Origin of the sequence: Austwickia sp. TVS 96-490-7B (assembly GCF_019331795.1) — a bacterium.
GTDB lineage: Bacteria > Actinomycetota > Actinomycetes > Actinomycetales > Dermatophilaceae > Austwickia.
Map to the genome: position 1 here is coordinate 398,446 of NZ_JAHPZL010000003.1, position 21,817 is coordinate 420,262.

The 21,817-nt window shown below is 64.4% G+C and carries 21 protein-coding genes; 7 read left to right on the plus strand and 14 right to left on the minus strand.

Going from position 1 to position 21,817, the window contains the following annotated elements; all coding sequences use genetic code 11:
- Positions 1–56: 56 nt before the first annotated feature.
- From KEM60_RS04370 to KEM60_RS16430, 5 genes are read right to left on the minus strand one after another with little or no spacing between them, the layout of a single operon-like run.
- Positions 57–1,535: an FGGY-family carbohydrate kinase gene (locus KEM60_RS04370; RefSeq protein WP_219106272.1), complete on the minus strand. Its 1,479-nt coding sequence runs from the start codon at positions 1,533–1,535 to the stop codon at positions 57–59.
- Positions 1,532–2,554: an ABC transporter permease gene (locus KEM60_RS04375; protein ID WP_219106273.1), complete on the minus strand. Its 1,023-nt coding sequence runs from the start codon at positions 2,552–2,554 to the stop codon at positions 1,532–1,534. Before KEM60_RS04375 ends, KEM60_RS04370 begins: the two co-directional genes overlap by 4 nt.
- Position 2,555: 1 nt before the next feature.
- Complete coding sequence (locus KEM60_RS04380) at positions 2,556–3,638, minus strand: ABC transporter permease (protein ID WP_219106274.1); 1,083 nt, start codon at positions 3,636–3,638, stop codon at positions 2,556–2,558.
- A complete protein-coding gene (locus tag KEM60_RS04385) occupies positions 3,635–5,140 on the minus strand; it encodes a sugar ABC transporter ATP-binding protein (protein ID WP_255574225.1) in 1,506 nt (501 codons plus the stop codon). The genes KEM60_RS04380 and KEM60_RS04385 overlap by 4 nt, the downstream gene beginning before the upstream one ends.
- A 34-nt stretch (positions 5,141–5,174) precedes the next feature.
- Positions 5,175–6,230: an autoinducer 2 ABC transporter substrate-binding protein gene (locus KEM60_RS16430; RefSeq protein ID WP_255574226.1), complete on the minus strand. Its 1,056-nt coding sequence runs from the start codon at positions 6,228–6,230 to the stop codon at positions 5,175–5,177.
- Positions 6,231–6,496: 266 nt separating this feature from the next.
- Between KEM60_RS16430 and KEM60_RS04390 the strand changes: the two genes are divergently transcribed.
- Positions 6,497–7,282 carry a DeoR/GlpR family DNA-binding transcription regulator gene (locus KEM60_RS04390; RefSeq protein ID WP_219106276.1) on the plus strand — a complete coding sequence of 262 codons (786 nt, stop codon included), beginning with the start codon at positions 6,497–6,499 and terminating at the stop codon, positions 7,280–7,282.
- Between the two features lie 48 nt (positions 7,283–7,330).
- Here KEM60_RS04390 and KEM60_RS04395 read toward each other — a convergent pair whose 3' ends face one another.
- The 4 genes from KEM60_RS04395 to KEM60_RS16440 form a co-directional block, all read right to left on the minus strand.
- Entirely contained in the window at positions 7,331–7,681 is a 351-nt protein-coding gene (locus KEM60_RS04395) for a hypothetical protein (protein WP_219106277.1), read from the minus strand.
- A gap of 72 nt (positions 7,682–7,753) precedes the next feature.
- Positions 7,754–8,437 carry a response regulator transcription factor gene (locus KEM60_RS04400; protein ID WP_219106278.1) on the minus strand — a complete coding sequence of 228 codons (684 nt, stop codon included), beginning with the start codon at positions 8,435–8,437 and terminating at the stop codon, positions 7,754–7,756.
- Positions 8,434–8,940: a sensor histidine kinase gene (locus KEM60_RS16435; protein ID WP_255574227.1), complete on the minus strand. Its 507-nt coding sequence runs from the start codon at positions 8,938–8,940 to the stop codon at positions 8,434–8,436. The genes KEM60_RS04400 and KEM60_RS16435 overlap by 4 nt, the downstream gene beginning before the upstream one ends.
- Before the next feature lie 4 nt (positions 8,941–8,944).
- Positions 8,945–9,727: a PspC domain-containing protein gene (locus tag KEM60_RS16440; protein ID WP_255574228.1), complete on the minus strand. Its 783-nt coding sequence runs from the start codon at positions 9,725–9,727 to the stop codon at positions 8,945–8,947.
- 126 nt (positions 9,728–9,853) lie between these two features.
- Between KEM60_RS16440 and KEM60_RS04410 the strand changes: the two genes are divergently transcribed.
- A complete protein-coding gene (locus tag KEM60_RS04410; protein WP_219106279.1) occupies positions 9,854–10,993 on the plus strand; it encodes a PspC domain-containing protein in 1,140 nt (379 codons plus the stop codon).
- Complete coding sequence (locus KEM60_RS04415) at positions 10,990–11,247, plus strand: hypothetical protein (protein WP_219106280.1); 258 nt, start codon at positions 10,990–10,992, stop codon at positions 11,245–11,247. Before KEM60_RS04410 ends, KEM60_RS04415 begins: the two co-directional genes overlap by 4 nt.
- A gap of 22 nt (positions 11,248–11,269) precedes the next feature.
- Here KEM60_RS04415 and KEM60_RS04420 read toward each other — a convergent pair whose 3' ends face one another.
- A complete protein-coding gene (locus tag KEM60_RS04420) occupies positions 11,270–12,082 on the minus strand; it encodes an NUDIX hydrolase (protein WP_219106281.1) in 813 nt (270 codons plus the stop codon).
- Positions 12,079–13,242: a glycosyltransferase family 4 protein gene (locus KEM60_RS04425; protein WP_255574309.1), complete on the minus strand. Its 1,164-nt coding sequence runs from the start codon at positions 13,240–13,242 to the stop codon at positions 12,079–12,081. Before KEM60_RS04425 ends, KEM60_RS04420 begins: the two co-directional genes overlap by 4 nt.
- A gap of 182 nt (positions 13,243–13,424) precedes the next feature.
- Here KEM60_RS04425 and KEM60_RS04430 point away from each other — a divergent pair, with 182 nt between their 5' ends.
- Positions 13,425–14,297, plus strand: coding sequence for a PIG-L deacetylase family protein (locus KEM60_RS04430; RefSeq protein ID WP_219106283.1), 873 nt, complete (start codon positions 13,425–13,427; stop codon positions 14,295–14,297).
- Positions 14,298–14,389: 92 nt separating this feature from the next.
- Entirely contained in the window at positions 14,390–15,562 is a 1,173-nt protein-coding gene (locus tag KEM60_RS04435; protein WP_219106284.1) for a lysylphosphatidylglycerol synthase transmembrane domain-containing protein, read from the plus strand.
- Positions 15,563–15,598: 36 nt separating this feature from the next.
- On the opposite strand, the gene KEM60_RS04440 is transcribed toward KEM60_RS04435, so the two are convergent.
- From KEM60_RS04440 to KEM60_RS04450, 3 genes are read right to left on the minus strand one after another with little or no spacing between them, the layout of a single operon-like run.
- A complete protein-coding gene (locus KEM60_RS04440; protein WP_219106285.1) occupies positions 15,599–16,405 on the minus strand; it encodes a type 1 glutamine amidotransferase in 807 nt (268 codons plus the stop codon).
- Positions 16,402–17,760 (minus strand): Mur ligase family protein, encoded by a 1,359-nt coding sequence (locus tag KEM60_RS04445; RefSeq protein ID WP_219106286.1) that lies wholly within the window; start codon positions 17,758–17,760, stop codon positions 16,402–16,404. Before KEM60_RS04445 ends, KEM60_RS04440 begins: the two co-directional genes overlap by 4 nt.
- A 20-nt stretch (positions 17,761–17,780) precedes the next feature.
- Positions 17,781–18,671, minus strand: a complete 891-nt coding sequence (locus KEM60_RS04450; RefSeq protein WP_219106287.1) for a phosphatase PAP2 family protein — start codon at positions 18,669–18,671, stop codon at positions 17,781–17,783.
- A 313-nt stretch (positions 18,672–18,984) separates the two neighbouring features.
- Here KEM60_RS04450 and hemG point away from each other — a divergent pair, with 313 nt between their 5' ends.
- Positions 18,985–20,586, plus strand: a complete 1,602-nt coding sequence (gene hemG / locus KEM60_RS04455; RefSeq protein ID WP_219106288.1) for a protoporphyrinogen oxidase — start codon at positions 18,985–18,987, stop codon at positions 20,584–20,586.
- Between the two features lie 10 nt (positions 20,587–20,596).
- Positions 20,597–21,796 (plus strand): TIGR04053 family radical SAM/SPASM domain-containing protein, encoded by a 1,200-nt coding sequence (locus KEM60_RS04460; protein WP_219106289.1) that lies wholly within the window; start codon positions 20,597–20,599, stop codon positions 21,794–21,796.
- Positions 21,797–21,817: the final 21 nt, after the last annotated feature.

The window sequence follows — 21,817 nt, forward strand, 5'->3', positions numbered from 1 at the left end:
TGCGCTGGCAGCGACAGTACGTCGCCAGCGACGATGAGCTCCGCGACGCCGTAGCTCTAGCCGCGATGGTCTTCTTGCACCCGGGCGAGAGTATGCATCGATTCCCGCGTCTGCGGATAGAGGTCGGTGAAAATACGGTAGAGCTCGCGGTAGCGGGCATCGCTATGAGGGTTAGGGCGGACCAGCTGGGCTTCGTGCGCCCACGTGGTGTCGGCGGGGACATGGCCTGTGCCGGTGGCGGCGAGCAGCGCATCACCGTAGGCAGCGCCGATGGTGACGGCGGGGACGATCTGCTCGATCCCGCAGACGTCTGAGACGATCTGGGTCCACAGTCCGCCTTGGGTGCCACCACCCACCGCAAAGACACGTGCCGGCGGGCCAGCCGTGGCGTCGAGGACGTCGATGATCTGCCTGATGCCATAGGCGATGCCCTCGTAGGCTGCCCGGAACAGGTGGGCCCGGCTGTGCGTCAACGTCAGTCCCGCGACGACGCCGCGCGCGTCCGGGTCATAGATCGGCGTGCGCTCTCCCGCAAAATAGGGCAGCACGAGCAGACCGTCCGAGCCGGGAGGCACCGACTCAGCCTCCGCCACCAGGGTGGTGAAGTCGGCGCCAGTGAGGTCAGACACCCATTGGGTGAGGCTGCCGGAGGTGGACATTCCGGCGGCCAGAGTGTGGCTGTGGGGAGTGATCCCGGAAGTGGTCCACAGCAACGGAGAGATGGTGGGGGCGGGAAGCACCTGGATCATGAACATGGTGGAGCCGTACATGAGCATCAGGTCGCCGGGGCGTTGGACGCCAACGCTGTGCGCTTCAGCCCAGGCATCGATGGTGCCAGCCATGACAGGAAGACCGACGGGCAGGCCAGTGTCGGTGGCTGCGGCAGCAGTGATGGTGCCGACCTGTTCACCGGGCCACGTCAGGTCGGGCAGGACGATTCCCGGCAGGACCCTGTCCGCCCAGTCATGGGCCCAGTCTTGGGTGGTGACGTCGTACAGCGGGTCACATTGGGAAGCGGTGTGATGGTCGATGGTCCATCGGCCGGTGAGTCGGGCGACAACATAGGTGTGCGAACTCCCCCATCGAGTGTCCTGGGGGATGTCGGCGTGCCGGCGAAGCCAGCGCAGTTTGGGTCCGACCGCTTGAGAAGACAGCCCTTTACCGCACCGCCTCAGAATCGCATCCTCGCCGAGTTCTGCGGTCATTTCAGCAATTTCCACTCCGGCACGGGAGTCGATGCCGTAGAGCACCGCCGGGTGCAGGGGGCGGGTGTCCTCGTCGAAGGCCTGAACCGCGGGGCCGAGCCCTGAGACACACAAGCCGAGAATGTCGTGGCTGGTGGCAGCGAGTTCTTGACAGACCGCCGCGACATCGCCGTACCAGTCGCGTTCGGCGTCCATCTCGTAGTGACCGGGGCGGGGCATGTGCATCCGGTGGTCACGTCGCGCGGTGGCCAGCACGGCGCCGTCCCGGTCGACCAAGACTCCTTTGGTGCTGCCGGTGCCGATGTCGATCCCGGCGGTGACGCGGGTCACTGAGCCACTTCCTTCCTGAGCCGGAGATGCTCGCGCAGCGTGGGCCACCAAGTGTTGAGTAGCACCATCACGATGAGCAGGAGTCCTTGGGCGATGTTCACGACATGGGAGCTGTCCTGGATGGCGTGAAGTCCAGTGCCGAGCATCTGCAAGGCAAGGACAGCGATGACCACTCCGGGGACGGTGATGTAGCCGCCGTCAGGGTCAACACCCGCGAGGACGGCGATGACGATGGCCAGCAGGACATACGACGCGCCGTACTGGCTGTTGGCGCCGCTAGCCCGGGACGAAATAATCAGGCCAGCGACACCAGCCAGCCCGGACGAGATGAGATACGTGGAGCTGAGGACCACCACCCGGCGGATGCCGGAGTAGTCGGCGGCGTGCGGGTTCGCTCCGACCAGGCGCATCCGCACCCCGAGCGGAGTGCGTTCAACGAGGACTGCCACCAGCACGGCCAGGACCAGCATGATCACAAAGATGACCGGGATTCCGGCAACGGTGGTCAAAGCAAACTGAGTGAACGCGACAGGCAGCCCTTTGATGACGGTGCCTTGGCTGACGACCAGGGCAATCCCGGCAAACAGTTGGCTGCTGCCTAGCGTTGCCAGGATCGGTGGGACCTCGAGTCGCGCGATGAGTACGGCGTTGACGGCGCCGCAAGCCAGCGCGACAACCATGGCGGTGAGGACCCCAGCGACTATGGCGCCGGGCCCACCACCACCGTCGATCATGACGCGGGCGGCAACGATCGCGGAGAGATTCGAAACGGTGACCACGGACAGGTCGATCCCAGCGGTGAGCATGGTCAACGACATCGCCAGCGCGATCACCGCGATCTCTGGGGCGGCCAGCGCGATGAACTGGAAGTTATCCCCGGACAAAAACACGCTCGGCGCGGCCAGCGAAAACACCACAAAGATCAGCGCGGTCACCGCGAGCATCCGCACAAAGCTAGAGCGGGTCCCCCCGGAGCGCAGGATCCGGCGCAGCCAAGGCGCCTGAGTCAGATCGGGCATGTCAGGCCTCCTGGGTGGCTGGGCCGGTGCTGGCGGTCACCGGTCGCTCGGGTGGGCTGTCATCGAGGATGGCTCGTGCAGGTCGGGTGCGTGCGGACACGGCTTGCACGGTCACGCCGATCAGCAGCAATGCACCCACAGCCGCTTTCTGCCAGATGCTGGGGACGCCGAGAGGCACCAGTGAGCTCTGAATCAGGGAGATCAGGATCACGCCGAGGACGGTGCCGCGCACGGTCCCTTTACCTCCGGTGATGGCGGCGCCACCGAGGACGACAGCGGCAATCACGTCAAGTTCGCGGCCCATGAAGGTCGTCGGGTCGGCTCGTCCAGAGAGCGTGACGTGGATGATTCCGGCGAGCCCGGCGAGTCCGCCAGCGATGGCGAAGACCAGGGCGCGAGTGCGGTTGACGTTGATGGCGGCCCGGGCGGCGGCTTCGGCGTCACCACCGATGGCGATGATGCTGCGGCCAGCGACCGTCCAGCGCAGGAAAGCTCCCATCGCGAGGCAGACCAGGATGACCACGACGATGAGCACGTTGAGGCGGGTGGTGCCTCGGGCGGCGCCAGGGGCGGTGATGAGGTTGACCTGGCCGAGATCTTGGAGGGGCACGGGCAGGGTGTTGATGATGTTTCCGCCGATGACGGCAAACAAGACTCCCATGTAGATCGCCGAGGTGGCCAGGGTGGCGATAAGCGTGGTGACTTTGGTGGCGATCACCACAGCTGCGTTGATCAGACCGAGGAGCACGCCGATAGCCACCGCGGACAGGAAGGCCACCGAGGCACCACCGACGGTCGCGTCAGCTGGGACGATTTTGCAGGTCAGATAGGCCGCGAAGATCCCCACAGCGAGGAAGGACACGTCGATCCCGCCAGCGATGATCACCAGGAGCACCCCGAGGGCAAAGACGATGTCGACCATCGAGGCTCGCAACACGTTGAACAGAGTTTCCACATGCCAGAAGTCAGGGACTTTCAGCACGACGAGAGCGAGGATCACGGCGATCGAGATCACCAAGAGCGCTTCGGGGTCGGTGACCAGTCGCCGTCCCAGAGAACGGGCGGGGGTGTTCGACGTACTCATGCGGAGATCGCCTCCACGATCGCGGTTTCGGTGAGTCGTTCGCCAGCGAGTTCGTCCACGATCCGTCCGCTGCGTACGACGAGGACCCGGTGGCAGGTGGCGACGAGTTCGGGGATGTCGTCGGAGATGACGAGGATGCCCAAGCCCTGCAGGCTCTGCAGGTGCAGGATGGACAGGATGTCGAATTTGCTACCGACATCGACGCCGACAGTCGGCCCGTTGAGGATGAGTACCTTCGGGTGACCCATTAACCATTTCGCGAGCAGGACCCGTTGAGCGTTGCCTCCGGAGAGGCTACGGACCGGGTCGTCGAGTGAGCCCGCTTTGATCCGTAAATCGCGCACGGCGTCCACGCGGGCGGTGTCGAGACTGTCGGTGTCGAGCAGGCCATGTCGGGTGTGTGCATCGAGGTGGGTGGCCACCAGGTTGTCGGCGATGGATTGGTCGAGGAAAAGCCCTTGGGTGAGTCGGTCCTCGGGGACATAGCCGATGCCAGCGTCGATCGCTTCGGTGAGGTGACGGGCAGCGACCGGGCTGCCGTGGACCTCGACCGTCCCTTGCGGGGCGGGGTTGATCGCGGCGATGGCCTCAGCGATCTCGGTCCGGCCGGAGCCGAGCAACCCGGCCAGTCCCACGATCTCCCCTTGGTGGATGGTCAGATCCACGTCAGCAAACAACGGGGCATGGGTGAGTCCGCGCACCGCTAACGCTGCCGGACGATCTGTGTCCACCGGGCTGGGCCGGACCAATTCGTCCGAAGATCGTCCCGTCATGGTTTCGGCGAGAGTGGCGTGGGTGAAGTCGGCGGGCCGACCCGTGGTCACCACCTGCCCTGATCGCATCACGGTGACTCGATCAGAGATGGAGAAAACCTCTTGCATCTTGTGGCTGATGAAGACCAAGGACACGCCACGGTCGCGCAGGGTGCGGACCGCGTCAAAGAGTGCGTCGACTTCTTTCCAGGTCAGCGCCGTGGTGGGTTCGTCCATCGCGATGAAGCGGGCGTCATGAGCCATCGCTCGGGCCACAGCGCAGAGTTGACGTTCGGCGACGGTGAGTTCACCGACGGGCCGCCTCAGATCAAGGTCGATACCCAGTTGGGAGACTGCTTTCTCCGCGATCTCCAGGATGTGTTGGCGCCGGACGAAGCGTCGACGACCGGCCACGAACCCAGGAAGGGCGATGTTTTCAGCGGCGTCGAGGTTAGGCATCAACGAGAAATCTTGATAAATGACTTCGAGCCCCAGGCCGTAGGCCTGCGCCGGGGTGAGCCGGTCATAGCTGCGGCCATCCACGTCGATGTGCCCGGACGTGGGGCGATGCGCGCCGCTGATGACTTTGATCAGGGTGGATTTACCGCAGCCATTCTCCCCAGCGATGCAGTGCACCTCGCCGGGATAGAAGTCCACGCTGACATCACGCAGCGCAACGACTCCGCCGAAGCGTTTGGATACGTCCACGGCACGAACGATGGGGGTGCCGGGTGGAGTTTCGATAGTCACGTCAGTGTGCTCTCCTGTGTGCGCTCGAGCAGACTCAGAAGCCGTATTTGTCGACGTCGTCCTTGGTCGCAGAGAGCGCAGCGTCAGCGAGGAAGACCTTGGGGTTGGTCTTGCTCTGGGTGAGCTTTCCGTAGCCCTCAATGCCCAAGTCGGTGCCATCGGTGAGGGATTTGCCGTCAGCGAGGAGCTTGGCGGCTTTCATGACGGCGTGGCCAGCTTTGGCTGGGTCCCAGAAGTAGATCGCATCGATGGATCCGTCGCTGAGGAACTGTTTGGTCTCGCTGGGCACTCCGGTGCCATGGACGCAGGTGTCGTTTTGCAGGCCGGCCTCTTTGATGGCGCGGGCAATGCCTGGGGCGTCTTGGCTGGAAGCGCCAAAGAAGCCTTTCAGTTTGGGGTTGGCTTGGAGCAGTTGCTTGGCTTTGGTGTACGCCGTGTCGGCATTGTCCATGCTTTCCACTGGGTCAGAGATGCGGTGCATTTTGGGGAAGGTGGCTTTCTGCTCTTCCAGTCCAGCGTTGGCCCAGGCCATGTGCGTGGTGGCGGTGAGCTTGCCCACGAACTGGACGTAGTCACCCTCGCCTTTCATGCAACCGCCCAAGCCCGTCATGATCTTCTTGCCGTAACTGGCATTGTCAAAAGCTTCAATGTCCGCATCCGGGCTGGTCAGCTGGGGCGCTTCGTGGGTGACGACTTTGATTCCGGCACTCTTGGCTTGCGCGACCACCGCGTCGACCGCACCAGGATCAGAGGGAACGATGCCCATCCCGGCAGGTTTTTGGGCGATGAGCCCTTGGATGATCGAGACCTGCTGTTCCGGACTATCCGTAGCTGGTCCAGCTTGGACTGCCTGAGCACCGGATTCCTTAGCGAACTCGTCGACACCAACTTTCATCCGGTCGAACCACGCGATCCCGGTGAGCTTGACGACGTTCACGTAGGCCCCGGCGCGAACCGAGGCGCCTGCGCCGTCAGTGCTGCCGGTGCTGCCACCCTGAGAACCTCCTGCTTTGCCGGAGTCCACCGTGCCGCAGGAGGCAAGGGCTAGGGTGACGGCCGTCGCGAGTGCGAGGGTGCGTGAAAGGCGCATTTTTCCTCTCCTTTGAGAACTCAGCGCCGGCTGTGCACGGCTTGAGGTTGGCGTTGCACGAATTCGTGCAAGCGCCATTAAGGTCTCGCACCCGCGAAGAGCTGTCAAGAGGCAATTGAATAGCCTTGTGTCAGAGACACGCTCACCGGTCGTTGCGTCGGTGAGTCACAAAAATGCACGATTGCGTGCAGAGCAGTGCCCCGCCGCACCCCCGTACCCTTCGTCGTACCCTCGGGCCGGCACGGACCCGCACCGGAAAGGTAGGCATGCGACTCAACGATCGACAACGGGTGATCCTCAGCCGACTCCACTCCGGCGACTACGTCGAGGTCAAAGACCTCGCCGATGCCCTTGACGTCGATGTTTCCACCATCCGCCGTGACCTGCAGACCCTCACCAAATCCGGACTCGTCGAACGCCTCCACGGTGGCGTGCGCATCCGGCACGACGACGAAGGCACTCGACAGAACGCTTCCCGAGTACGACGCGAACACCTGGCCATTGCCGCCGCGGCCCGCCGCACCCTGCGCAACGGGCACAGTATCGGCCTGAGCAGCGGACCGATCAGCGAACAACTCGTTCCACTGCTCTTCGACCTCGACGAACTCACTATCGTCACCCACGACCTGCGCGCTGCTGACGCATTGAGTCGTCACGCTCAATTCCGGGTCTTCGTTGCTGGTGGTGAACTGCGTGACGGCACTGGGCAGGCCACCACCTCCGGCCCAGACACCGCCGCCTATTTAGAGAACCACCCCACTGACTGGGCCTTCCTCGAAGTCGATGGCGTCCACCCCTTCGCCGGGCTGACCACTTCAGCCCCGTGGCGGGTCTCCGCGCATCGGGCTCTTCTCGCCGCTGGACGACGTCGATGCGTCCTGGCCTCCAGCCGGGTGTTCGGGGTCCGATGCGTGGGCTATGTCGCTGAGGTCGATGCCGCCGACATCGTCATCACTGATGAACACCTCGACGACGAAGACCTGCCCCCCTTCCACGGCAAAGTCGTCCGCGCCGCCCTCGACCCCAGCGAAGACTGGCGCCCTCGCACCTGACCTACACCGCCGCGACGACCACTGACGTACGGCCGACCTCAGGGACGATCAGCGGAAGGCGTAGGCCACCAACACATTGACCAAAGTCAACGCGAGCGCCAGGTGCAGGAGCATCGGTTTGGGTGCTGCTTTGCGCTGCCCGGCTGCGGCGACCTCGCAGCAGGCCACGACGCCCAGAGCGATGACGAGTTTCGCCCCGACCCAGGCATGGTCCAGGACCATGACTTTGCCGCCCTCGGCGATCCCCACCAAGACGAGTCCCAGGACCAGTTGGATCCGAGCCGCCCACGTCATGAGCGGGTGAGCACGATCGGTCGACAACGACATGATGTAGCCGGCCAGGATGAGCGCAGCGACGCCAACATGCACGATGCCGAGGGTGGTGAAGACACTGACCATGGGGACCACCCTATGCGTCAGGTGGAGTTCAGGCAGAGTGGTGGGTCCGTCCAGGCCCCCTCTCGGGGCTGGTCACAGCAGATGTCGGTGCATCGCCCAGGCGGTCAGTTCGTGCCGATTGGACAGTTGAAGTTTGCGCAGGACGTTGCTCACGTGGGTCTCGACCGTCTTGACCGAGATGAACAGCTCTTTGGCAGCTTCCTTGTATTGATATCCGCGAGCGATGAGTCGCATCACTTCACGTTCGCGGGCGGATAACCGATCCAATTCTTCGTCGACCTCAGCGATTTCTCCAGCAGTGGCTCCGAAAGCGTCCAAGACAAAACCGGCCAGCCGGGGGCTGAACACCGCATCGCCGTCAGCAACCCGACGTATCGCAGTGACTAAATCGGTCGGCGAAATGGTCTTGGTGACATATCCGCGTGCTCCGGCTCGGATGACTGCCAGGACATCCTCGGCGGCGTCAGAGACCGACAGCGCCAGGAAACGGATCGGAAGTCCGGTGGCGGTGTGCACCTGACGGCAGGCCATGATCACGTCAGCCCCGCCGCGACCGTTCCCACCCGGAAGATGTACGTCGAGTAAGACCACGTCAGGGCATTCCTGGGTGATGACTCGAACCGCTGATTCCACGTCGGAGCCTTCGCCGACAATGACCATGTGATCGGTGAGATCGGTCAATTCGCTTTTGACTCCACTGCGAAACAGCCGGTGGTCGTCGACGACAACGAGTCGGATGGGGCTGTCGGCATTCATGGTTCCTCCGAGAGGCGTCCCGAGCTGTCCGGGATGGGGCGGGTGTCTGGCACGGGGAGGGACAGGGCGACTTCGGTGCCGTGGTCGAGGCGGCGCAGCTGGGCAGTCCCCCCGTGGCGGGCCATCCGTCCCACAATGGACTCTCGGACGCCGAGGCGATCCTCGGGGATGTCGTCGAGGTCGAAGCCTGGCCCACGGTCCCGGACGAAAGCATCCACCGACGCTGGCCCGACCTCCACATAGGCAGATACCGGAGGTGTCCCGTGCCGGACAGCGTTGAGAAGTGCCTCTCGCAACGCGCTGACCAGCGCTGCTGTGCTGTCGTCGAGAGGTCGGTCACCTGTGACCACCAGGTCGATGGGGATCCCATGTTGGTCCTCGACGTCCACGGCGGCGGTGGCGACCGCGGCGGCGACGCTATCTCGGGAAGGCCGCTCACCGCCGTACAACCAGCTGCGCAGCTCACGTTCCTGGGCGCGGGCTAAGTGGGCGACGCGCGTCACGTCGTCAGTGCGTTGGATCAGGGCCAGAGTTTGCAGGACCGAGTCGTGCAGATGGGCTGCGATGTCGGCCCGTTCGGTAGCTCGGATCCGACTGTATTTGTTCTGCTCGGAGCCGTTGCCGGAAACGCACCGCCCAGGGCGCCATCACGATGCCCAACCCAGCCAGGACCACCAAGGTCGCCATCAGCACCCTGCCCAGATATTCCAGGTCGCTGCTGCGAGTGATGAGAATGGCAACGCCGATCACCGTGAGCAAGGCCCCGATGACTACCCGGATCAACCCAGAACGCCCCTCGTCGACCCCCAGCCAATGTCGACGGTCTTCGACGTCTAAGAACGACCAAGCCAGCACGGCGCCTGCGAGCAGCACGGAGATCGCCACCACTGTCGTCCAGGAGATCCGGCCCCCAAGTAAACCTGTGGTCACCGACCCCGATACCGACACCAGCACTGCCCCAGCCAGTACCCATCGCCACAACGGCACCGCACGCAAGGCCCGATCACTCAACGACATCTGATCGGCCGAGTCGTCCTGTCCGTCCCGCAGCGGAGCCGCGCTCGGTGTCATCACCCAACACAGCAGGTACGCCGGTAATCCCACTCCTAGGAACATGGTCACCAGGACGAAGGTCCACCGCACCCACGACGTACGAATCCCCACATGATCGGCCAACCCAGCAGCCACCCCGACCAGGACCCGGCCACGGGCAGGACGACGCATCCGGCGGACCCGAGGTGACGAGGACTCCCCACAGCTCGGGTCGGGGGACGTCGCAGCGTTGATCACGCATCCATCCTGACTCAGTTCTGAGGAGCCACGCGGTGTCGACGGGGAGGTTTCGGGGATACTCAGGGGCATTCTCCGGGGTGTACCTGACAGCGAGTGACCCTCCTGGCAGGCCACGATGAGGATATGGCTGATGGATCGCTACTTGACGGATTGTCACAGTTCGGCCGGAGAACCGGGGTGGTGCGCTGGCGTGATGACAGATGGATCGCTGGTGTCGCCCGCGGCATTGCGGCCCGATGGGACATCGACCCGGTCCTGCTGCGGATCGCGTTGATCTTGACCGCCTTTGTCGGCGGGCTGGGCGTCGCGATGTATCTGCTGGGGTGGTTGGTGCTGCCAGACGAAGACGGCAACATCCCGCTGGTCAGAGCCTTCCGGGAGCATCACGGCATCCCGATGGTCGTCGTGGCCCTGATCATCTCAGCCATGGTGATCGTCGGGACCCCCGCGGACCAGGCTGCCGGAGCCCTCATCCTGCTGGGCGCTTTCACCCTGTGGTTGCTGTGGCAACGCACCGACCGATCCCCCTCCGCGCCGCTCTCCTCACCGCAGGTAGAGGACGTGATCCCGCCGCGGATGAGCTCACCCCATGACGTCACGCTGCTCTCACCCCCTGTCCCACCCGCAGCTCTGCGTCCACCACAACCCCGACGACGTCACCCCGGATGGCACTGGTGGTTGATCATCCTCGGACTAGCACTTCTCGTCTGGCCAGTCACCTGGTTGATCTCCCGACAGGTCGGCACCACCGCCAACGTCGCTCACGTCATCGCCAGCGCTGTCACCTGCATCGTGTTAGGTACGGCGGTCACTGTGCAAGGGGCTCGCGGCTACCGCACCTTGGGCACCGGCACTTTCACCGCGCTCCTCGCAGTAGGTGCTCTGTGCACCCCGGCTGGCCTGGACGGGATTCCCCGCGACGGGCTCTCGGTGGGAGTCCGCCACTGGACTCCCACCGTCGCCACTGAACTCCAAGACCACTATCAACTCACCGTCGGCGACGGCCAGATCGACCTGAGCGCCCTCTCCCGCACTGACCTCGCCGGTCGGAGCATTCGCGCCGACGTGGGCGTCGGACGGCTTCAGGTGCGCATCCCCGCCGACGTACCAGTCAACGTGATCCCCCGGGTCCGCGCCGGACAGATCATCCTGCGAGGCACCCCAGACGGGGAGCCGGTGAACCACAGCGACGACCAGACGGCACTCCGACTCGTCGCTGAGGTCACCGCCGGTGACATCGAGATTGAAAGGACCCCCCGATGACCAACGCCCACCCCGAGGACTCACTCGCACCACACCGCCACGACACCGATGACACACCCCCCACCCTGGGGGGCCCGCACCTGCCCGCCATCGCCGCCGGAGTCTTCGCCGTACTCAGCGGCATCGTGGTGCTCTGGCAAGGCGTCACCGGTCAGATCTGGAATTGGGCGAGCTACCTGCCCGCACTGATCGCCGTGATCGGCATCATGATGATCCTCACCGGAATCTGGGGGATGCTACGGCGACACCAGTGACCAGCCACACCGTGCCGCCCTCTCAATCCAAAACCCCCAACGCCCGGAGCTGATCCATCGGACCAGGCGCCCAATCCCACCGGTCCGCCCGCTCGACCGGCACCCACGCCGACTCCGACGTTGTCCCCCCGAGGTCACGCACCTCCACCGCAGTCGGCGTCTCACATCGACCCCGATACACCAACCGGAGAGCGTGGAAATCTTCCAATGTCCCATCCGGCGCACGCCCCACCCAGCGGGCACTCTGCACAAAACCCAATTCGCCGATCGTGACATCCTGACCGGTCTCCTCGTCGGTTTCCCGACGCGCCGCCTGCGCCGGCTGCTCCCGCAGATCAACCCCGCCGCCGGGCAGCCCCCACGACCCAGACCAGCGCACCACCACCCCGGAATACCGGGTCGCCAACACACACTCACCCCCCGGACCGGGCACCCCCGTGGAATCCACGGTGCCCACCGGAACCTTCGCCACCACCAGTGCCGCCGCCGACACTCGCAACCGCCGTACCGGGCGCTCCCCCGGAGCCACCTCTAACTCCGGATCCGTGGGGACCACGGTCTCGTCCCCAGGAAGCACCAACGGCACATCACTGAACAGCACCTGCGGGGGCGCGCACGGCGACGCCGACCGCACCGCGAAGGTCACCACGATCGACCCTCGCTCCCGCACCGCCCGCAGCGGCCGTTCCACCCGCCACCCAGCTCGGGTCAACAGATCGACCGGGTCGTGTCCATGCCCTAGCGGGGCGCTCGCCACGAGGGTGTCCCCCGCCACCGCTTCGATCAACACCGGATACGTCGGAATCCCCGTACGGACGGGGGCAATCGCCCTCACCGACCGGCCAGAGTCAAACCACGCAGCGCTGCCGCCCGCCGATATTCAGCGAGCGTGAGCTCCACGACGTTCGACCAGTCCTGCACCGGCGGGGTCGACATGTTGTACCGCCACATGCGTTCCCGAAGGTCATGGTCGGTCAGCAATTCAGTCATAGCGCTGACCATGCCCTTGTCATCGTCAGCGAGGTAACCATTGACCCCGCTGTCAATGAACTCCACACATCCGCTGGTGGCACGGGCCACCACCGGTAGCCCGACACATCTCGCCTCCAAAGCGGCAATCCCGAAAGACTCCAACTTGGCCGGCGAGACATACACATGGCTGCGCCGATACAACGTCAGCAACTCGGGCCGAGACACCCGCCCCGGCATATCAACCCAGTCAGCCATGCCGTGGCGTTGCACATAGGCCCGGGCCAGCACGCCCTGGCGTCCCTCGCCGAGGATCGTCAGCCGGAAAGGCACCTCTGGGATGCGCTGGCGGACCTGACGCATCGCCGCTAACAGCGGCAACGGACGTTTCCGGTTGGCCAACCGCATCGCGGTCACCACCTGAAGTTCCCCGTCACGACACGGCGGATCGACCGCCTCATGCTCCTCAGCCAGTCCCCACCACGTCGCTGCATCAATGCCATTGGGCAGCACATGGCAGGTGCCCCACCGGCCCAACGCCCGTTGCACTGGTTGCGAAGCCACCGCAGACACGGCGTTCATCGCCACCCCAGAACGAGCCCACAACCGAGCGATCTGGCTGAGGTGAAACAGTGGCTCTGCCGGACCAAGCATGCAATGCCAGGTCATCGACACCGGAAGCCCCAGCTGCAGAGCGACCCGGGTGCAATCGACCGTGAACGGGCTGGTGATGCCCATATGCACGTGCGCCACGTCAAACCCACCCGCAGCCAGACGCCGCTTCAACTCAGAGGCCGCTAACGGATTCGCCGGAATTCGACCGGGCAGAGGAATGCCCATCCGGTGAATCGGCAAACCGTCGACCACCTGGACCTGGCCGCCATGTTCGTCATTCTCCCCGAGAGTGGCCGTGAAAACCTCTACCTCATGACCGGCCGCCAACAAGTGATAGGCCAGGTCACGGACCTGCACCTCGATCCCCCCTAGGCGGGGCAGATAGCAGTCAGAGAGGAGGGCAATCTTCACAATGCCCAAGGATCACACATCCGCGACCCGAAGACGTACGCGCCACCGACGTACCGGACCTTTAAAGGTCCTTCACGGGAAGTTGCCAGAAACACCTCCCGCGCTGGTCAACACACCTATCAGGAGCGACACCTGCCACAAAGGGCACGCGCTCGCCGCTCAGATCCGCGATGATCAAGGGCATGAGCCGCACCATCGTCGCCGTCAACGCCCACCCTGACGATGAGGCCTTGCTGATGTCAGGGACCCTCGCCAAAGCGGCGGCGGCCGGGCATCGGGTGGTGCTGGTGGTGGCGACCGATGGCGACCTGGGGATGACCTCAGCGGAGTTCCGCTCGGCGAACGGTCCGGCTTTAGCTGATCGGCGTCTCACCGAATTGCAGGCCAGCGCAGAGGCGCTCGGTGCCGCCCGGGTGGACTATCTCGGGTATGGCGATTCCGGGATGGACGGGCCGATCCCCCCGGACATCAACGGGCGGACCCGCTTGTTGCGCGCAGATGTCCACGAAGCAGCTGAGCGGTTGGCGACCATCTTGCGGGCCGAGCAGGCTGATGTGCTCATCGGGTACGACGCGAACGGCGGCTATGGGCACCGCGATCACGTACGCGTCCACGAGATGGCCCGGTTAGCGGCAGCGGCTGCGGGGACGCCGTGGCTGTTGGAAGCGACAATCCCGCGTGACCTGCTCGCCCGCACCGTAGAAATCGTGGCGAAGGTCTACCGATTCCCGCCGTCATTTGATGTGACGTCTTTCCGGCGCGCCTTCTCTTCGGCGGAACAGATCACCCATCGAGTCCGGGTGGGCAGGTGTGTGGCGGCTAAGCGGGCGTCCATGGCGGCGCACCGATCCCAGGCCGCCGCTGACGGTGGGGCAGATCGCACCTTAGCGATGTTCCTCCGCCTGCCAGACCCCATCTTCGGATGGGTTTTCGGACGGGAATGGTACGTCGACGCCACTGGATTCGCGCCCGGCGAAGTGGTCCCGCCGCGCCGTGACCGGTGCAGCCAGGGCCGGGCGGGTAATCTCGTCCCTGATGTCTTCGCGGACCGGTGAGGTCTCGGCCTCAACCTCCGCGCCGGGGGAACACACGAGACGCGCTGACCGTTTCCTGCCCGACCACCGACCCACACCAGATCGGGGAACACGTGACGAGCACCGGATCTTCCGCTGAGCAGCCTGCACCTGAATCCGCTGCCCGTGACAGCGGTGCCACCAGTGATCCTGCTGGTGAAGCCAAGGGGGGTGGCCCTCTGGGGATCGCCAAACGGGTGGTTCAGGCGGTCGTCGGGATCGGGCTAGCGGCGTTTCTGCTGGGATGGGTGCTGCCATGGCTGACCCACACATCGTGGAGCGAGATTCTCCATGAGATGGCCCGGCTGGGGTGGGCGAAAGCGCTCCTGCTGTTCGCAATGATGATGGCTGGCTTGTACTGCTACACCTTCACTCTGTCTGCGTCGTTGCCAGGGCTGAAGCACATCCCGGCCTTGATCGTGAATCTGTGTGGGTCAGGGGTCTCGAATTCAATGCCTGGCGGCGGCGCTGTGGGGGTGGCCGCCCAATACGCGATTTTCCGATCGTGGGGTTTTAGCCACCGCAACATTGGCACTTCATTGATCATTACCTCGATCTGGAATCTGCTGGTGAGGGCGATCTTGCCGTTGATCGCCATCGTGTGGTTGTTTGCCAGTGGGACGACGAATCTGCCGCATCAGCTCGTCATCGGTGTGTGGGGCGCGGTCGGGGTGGCCACAGTGATGGTGGGTCTAGCCGTGGGGATCCTCGCCTCGGACAAGGGCGCCCACGCGATCGGTCGCGGCCTGGACAAGGTCGTCCGTCCGGTGCTGCGGCTATTCAAACGGGACACCGATCAGGACATCGAGGCCATCGCGGTAGACATCCGGTCTCGGGTGATCGGGGTGGTCCGGCCAGGCTGGCAACGGCTGACCTTTGGCATTGTGGGTTTCCTCGGGATCTACTTCTTCTTGTTCCGGGAGTGCATGCTGGCCTTTGGGATTGATCTTCCCTGGCCACAGGCATTTGCCTGTTATGCCTTGTCCCGTCTGTTGACGATGGTGCCATTGACCCCGGGAGGCATCGGGGTGACCGAGTTGGCGGCGCTGCTCATGATTGCTTTCGGGGCCGGACATGCTGCCGCGTTGGCATCGGTGGTGTTGTTTGCGGTGTATAGCCACATTCTGGAAATTCCATTGGGGATGTTGTCCGCTGCAGCGTGGGCCGCGACCCGCAAGTTCTACTACGTCGGTCAAGAGGAAGGCCCCGACGAGGGCCCGCAGCGGGGGATCCCGGCGTTCCACTGAACTCCGATCACCCCCGCCGTCCAACAGGAGCGCGGCTTAGACGCCGCGGGCTTGCCCACTGGTGCGGTGCCTCTTGTCCGATCCGGAGAGCAGCCTGCTGATCTGGCGCTCCCGGGCGGCGTCAGACAGGGAGTCGTCAACCTCAGCGGGTTCGAAAACTCGTCCCAGCCCACGGGCCACCCCTGCAGCGATCAGGGCATCCGCAAACTGTGGGTTGGCTGGCAGGATCGGGCCGTGCAGGTAGGTGCCGTAAACCTGGTCGACGATCGCGCCTTCCGTGCCGTCCTGCAGGTTGTTGCCGTGACCGTGCAAGACCCGCCCGAAGGGCTTTTGCCCGGGGCTCAACATGGTGGCGCCAGAGTGGTTTTCGTATCCAACGATCCGGCCATGCGGGGTGTCCATCACCACTGGCCCAATCATGCGGGCCTCGTTACCGACGGTGGTGACATCGAAGATGCCCAGCCCCGGCAGGCGTGTCCCGTCCGCAGTGATAAACGCGTTCCCGAAGAGCTGGTACATCCCACAGATCATCAACATGGGACAGCCGTCACCGGCCAGACTGCGCAGAATGTCTGCGTTCTGGTCTAGATCGGCTTCAACTCGGGCTTGACCGGAATCTTGGCCGCCACCACCGAGGATGATGTGTGCGTTGATGGGGAATTCTTCACCAGGGTGGTGTCGACGCAGTTCACAGGTGTAGCCATGCCAGGTGAGCCGACGCGCCAGGACCCGGGTGTTACCGAGATCGCCGTAAATGCTCATTTCCCGGGGATAGATGTGCACCAGCACAATCCGACCCTTGCTGGGACCGACTGGTTCGAGGATTTCCACGTCCGCGCTCATGCCGCGCCTCCCGTCGTCCGTGCCGACCGGGGGCCGACTCCTCCCGACTCACCGGCCGGGTCCTCACCCATCGCGGCCAGACCATACCGGGCCGCCAGTGTCTTACGCAGGGCCATCATCGCCGTGTAAGTGCAGAAGATCCGCTTCGGTTCATGTGAGTACGCCGCCAGGAAGTGGTCCAGAGCCGCAGTCAGGTCAGGTTCGACCTTGTCAGTGACGATTCCGTCGTAATGCAGCCGAACTGCCATGTCATAGGCACGAACTCCGCTAGTCGCAGCCACACCACGACTGGCTAGCGAGTCGAAGGAGACGTCATACAACCAGGACACGTCGCGGCCGTCAGCGTAGTCGTCGTTGATGGCAATCATCGTGGCCACCGGGGTGCTGCCATAGGTCCCCAACGCCACGGTGAACCCGGCGGGGTTCTTCACCAACACCAGTTCCAGAGGTTGACCGTTGATGTCCACGACCTCGCCGCGACCGAAGGGGGGCGCGACTTCACGCAACGCCCGGACCGCAGCTGTCCCGTCGAAGGCGGTCCCCAGCAACTGACGGGCCATGGTGACCGCAGCGGTGGCATTGATCATCGCTGCCAGACCGCGCTGCCGCAGTTCCACGGGACCAACGGTGACTCCGTCACCGAAGAGGACTTCCATCCGCCGTTCGTCCTGAGGACGGAGCAACCCGTCCGATCCGCCGACCGGCGGGACCACCACGTCAGTGTCACTGCGGAGGTCTGCTTCGAGGAGTTCGGGGAGACGGTCGGCGATCTGCGGGTGCACTCCGAAATAGTCGACAGCGGCGGTGATCCCCTCGCGGTGGGCAATCCGAGAAATGAACGAGTCATCCCGGTTGAGCACCAACCCGCGCAACGTCGAGGTGGCCAGACGGCCCAAAAGATCAGCGGTGTGGTCAATCTCAGCGAAACGATCCAACTGGTCGCGAGCCACATTGAGGAGCAACGCGTGCGTAGGGCGCACCTCTTTGGCAAAAAGCAAAGAATGCGCCTCGTCCAGTTCGACCACGGCAATATCCGCATCGACCTGTCCGTTAAAGCCAACCTCGCCGAGCAGCGAAGAGATGACTCCACGGGTGAAATTACTCCCGGTCGGGTTAGTGAAAACCCGTTTGCCGTGAGCCCGCAGGATCGCGGTGAGCATTTTGGTGGTAGTGGTCTTCCCATTGGTCCCGCTGACCACAACGATGCCACCAGGCACCGCGGACAACGCCCGGTTCAGGAAGCTGGGATCGACCCGTTCGACAACGAGTCCGGGCAGCGCGGAGCCTCCGCCGCGCAATCGGGTAAAGATTCGCGCGGCTTTGCCGGCCGCGACGGCGGTAACGGTCCGTAGCACTCGCCCACCCTATCGACCCCTCACCGATGCAGTGGCGTCTCCTCTACTCGGTGGTCACCGTCACCGACCAGGTCTACGGCCCAACTCGACAAGGCGACGGTCGCAGCGCACCAGAGCGCGACGCCGGTCAAGACCACCAAAGACAACTTCAGGTCACCAGTGCCAGCCGAACTCGCGGACACCCCGGCCCGCACAATGAGTAGCCCCAGGACGGCGACACCTCCAGCCGAACCAAAGCCATACCCGATGACCCGTCCCAGACCGGCTTCCGTCCGGAAACGCAGCCGACCAAACCCGGCCAGGGCTCCCACAGTGACTCCCACCCACGCCATCACGACGGCATATGCGGCGATCACATCGCTGGGTCGATGCCAGTTGAGGATGATCGTGCCGACTCCAGCGCAGGAGGCGAGGAATGCCGCCAACGGGACCAGCACGGGTCGCCACTGCGCGGGCAACACCATCAGGGCGGCCACGATTAACGAGGCGATCACAGTGGTGTGGCCGCTGGGCAGAGTGTTGTCCGGTGGAATCCCCGCGAGGATGGACAGTTTCAGGTTGGGACGCTCAATGACGTGGTATTTGAGGATCTGAGTGGTCACGTTGGCGCCGGACACCATGACACCGGCCGCAATGGCGACGTCGATACGGCGCCGGAGCAAACCCAGCACGCCGATCACACCCAAAGCCACCACGATGGTGGGGATGCTGACCTGTTCCAACCCGCGAATAAACATCACATCGGTCTGATTGGAGGTGAGCATCCCCGCCATGACCCGCTTCTCCATCGTCTGGCCATGAGCCGTGCGCAGGCACAGCTGGACCAGGGCCACAATGACGAGCGCGGCGAGGAATGGCAGACCCAGCCCAGCAACAAATGCCCGCCGCGCAGCGGGTGAGAGACGGATCACGTCGACATCCTGTTCGTGGTGCGAGACAACGGCACCTCCCTATGGTGGCGGACGCAGGCAGTTTCGAGCTGAAGGAGGCCTGTAGATGACCTCACTGATGTGCAGTCGTAACCCCACCGCGCAGGCATCAACGTCATCAATTGCCGACGGGTCTGGCCAAAGACCACCACGAACACCGCGCTGACCTGCGACGAAGACGGAAGAAGATACCGACGGGGGTAGAGTGGTCGCGCCGATCCGACTTCCGACCGGCTGTGGGGATCCTGACAGAGGATGTCCTGTCTCACCCTTCCCGTCCTGCGAGGGAGTGCCGATGACCTTACTTCCGGCTGATACTGGCCGCACCGATCGCGAAGATCTCGATCGGCCCAGCACGGTCGCCGTCGTAGGCGGCGGTTTCACCGGTCTCGTCGCGGCCCGCCGCCTTGCTCAGGCCGGGCACCATGTCATCGTGTGTGAAGCCTCCGCTCGGCTGGGCGGTCAGATCTGCACCGTGGACGTGGACACCCCAAGCGGCGACACACTGGCCGTGGATGTCGGCGCTGAAGCGCTGCACACGATGTCCCCAGACAGCATCGCGCTGATCAATGAGCTCGGTCTGCAGGACACAGTGACCGTGGCGCGGGGCGGTGAAAGCTACCTGTGGACCCCGCGCGGACGACGGCGGCTCCCCGCTGGGGTCGGACCAGCTGGCCCGACCCGACTGCGCCCCGTCCTGCGCAGTGGGGTGATGACCCTTCGGGGCATGGCCCGAGCAGGTATCGAACCCGTGGCAGCCCGCCTGCGCACCCGTCCACAACTGTCCCCCGGTCACGACGTATCCGTCGGCGATTTTGTGGCTGGTCGTTTCGGTCAAGAAGTCGCCGACCGGTTCGTGGATCCCCTGCTCGGTGGATTGCACTCCGGCGACGTCCACCGGCTCAGTTTGCGAGCTACCACCCCCACCCTGGTCGCAGCGGCCCGAGACGGCCGCTCGTTGATGCCATTTCGACTGCGCGAACTCCCCGGGAAAGCCATCAACGGCGCCGTGAACAGGGCCACCACCCACGGGCTGTCTCCGCGGACCGCTGACCTGATCCGCAACGCACTGCCCGGCCCGCTACGACCGGCAACCGCCCGGCCGCGCCCCAAGATGGACTTCCTGTCTTGGCCGCGAGGTCTACGCACCATCGTCGACCGGATCCTCACCGACGTCACCGTGGACATCCGGTTGTCCTGCCCGGTCCATTCGATCACCGCAACCGCAGACGGCTACCTCGTCACCACCCCCCAAGGTGACCTCGACGTCGACGCAGTGGTCTTGGCGATTCCTGCCTGGGCAGCACGAACCCTCATCCGCCCGGCTTCACCCCGCGCGGCCGACCTGCTCTCCTTCACCCGGACGGTCTCCACCGTCACCGTTGTCCTGGGCTTCCCCCGCGAATCCGTCGCAGGCATTCCCGCGCTCGAGGGCAACGGCCTGCTGGTGCCTTCCCGCACCGGGACCCTCCTCAAAGCCGTCACCAACCTCAGTGCCAAATGGCCCCAGTACGGCGGCGGTGATCTCTACCTGATGCGGCTATCTGCTGGCCGTGACGGCCAGGAGCTCGTCGATGCCCTCGACGACACCGCGTTAGTCGATCAGCTCCGCCACGACCTGCGGACACTCACGGGCGTGGATGTCCCACCGACCTTGGTCCATGTGCATCGGTGGCAGCGAGGTCTGCCCCAATTAACCGTCGGACATCCCGACCGCATCGACGCTGTCCGAGATGAACTCCACCAGGTCTGGCCCCAGGTCGCGCTCGCTGGAGCGTCGTACGACGGGATCGGTTTGGCCGCCTGCTTGACCTCTGGTCAGGATGCGGCTGCCCAGATCCATCGCGAGCTGACCAGCTCAGCCCGTCCACTCAGAGCCACCACGTCCGTCGTCTGAAGAGAGCGCCATGTCCGTCGCACCCGACCGCGCCGTCCGCCAGCTGCACCATGACGCCGGTGAACGCCCGATGATCGTGATCTGGGAGACCACTCGGGCCTGTCAGCTGGTGTGCCGACACTGCCGGGCGGATGCGCAACAGCGGGCCCATCCGGATCAGCTGGACACTGATCAAGGCAAGGCTCTGCTGGAGGAGATCGCTGGTTTCGGCAAGCCTTACCCGATCGTAGTGTTGACCGGGGGGGACCCTTTCGAGCGCCCTGACCTGCCTGATTTGGTCCGTTATGGCGCATCTTTGGGCTTGCATATGGCGTTGTCCCCATCGGTGACTCCGAAGATGACCCCGGAAACATTGCAGGTCTTCCGAGAGTGTGGCGTGCACGCGATCTCCCTGTCATTGGACGGGGCCCGGGCTGAAGTACACGATGGTTTTCGCGGTGTCCCAGGAGTGTTTGACGCCACCGTGCACGCCGCACAGTGGTGCCGGGATCTGGGGTATCGCTTGCAGATCAACTCCACCGTGACCAGAGACACCGTCGAGGAACTGCCCGATCTGTTGCGCACGGTGGTGGGTCTAGGGGCGTCGCTGTGGAGCGTCTTCTTCCTGGTGCCCACTGGTCGGGGCAGTGCGTTGCAGGCGTTGAGCGCCGCTGAGGCCGAAGACGTCCTGCACTGGTTGCATGACGTGTCTGACCTCATCGCGGTGAAAACCACAGAAGCGCCGCACTATCGGCGGGTCGCGATCCAACGGGCCCGGATGCAGGCGGCTGCTGCGAGCGGCGCACCGGCGGCAGTGGTCCATGGAGAGTTGTATCGGACGCTGCGCGCTGGCGTCGCTGACCTCCTCGACGATCCAGGGCTGGCTCGGCGTACCCCTCGCAAGCCGATCGATGTCAACTCGGGGCGAGGTTTTGCCTTCATCTCCCACACCGGACATGTCTACCCCAGTGGGTTTTTCCCGGAGCACTGCGGCAACGTCAAGGAGACGCCGTTCCGGGAGATCTACCGGACCAACCCGCTGCTGGTCTCTTTGCGGCATCCGGAACAATTCCACGGCAAGTGTGGGGTCTGTGAGTTCAACGAGGTGTGCGGCGGCTCACGATCCCACGCGTACGCCGTCACCGGCGACATCCTGGGGTCCGACCCCACCTGCAGCTATCAGCCAGCTGCGGTGACGGTGACGGCCCGTCCCGGACACGCCGTGAGCTGAACCGTCGTACACCTCGGCGGG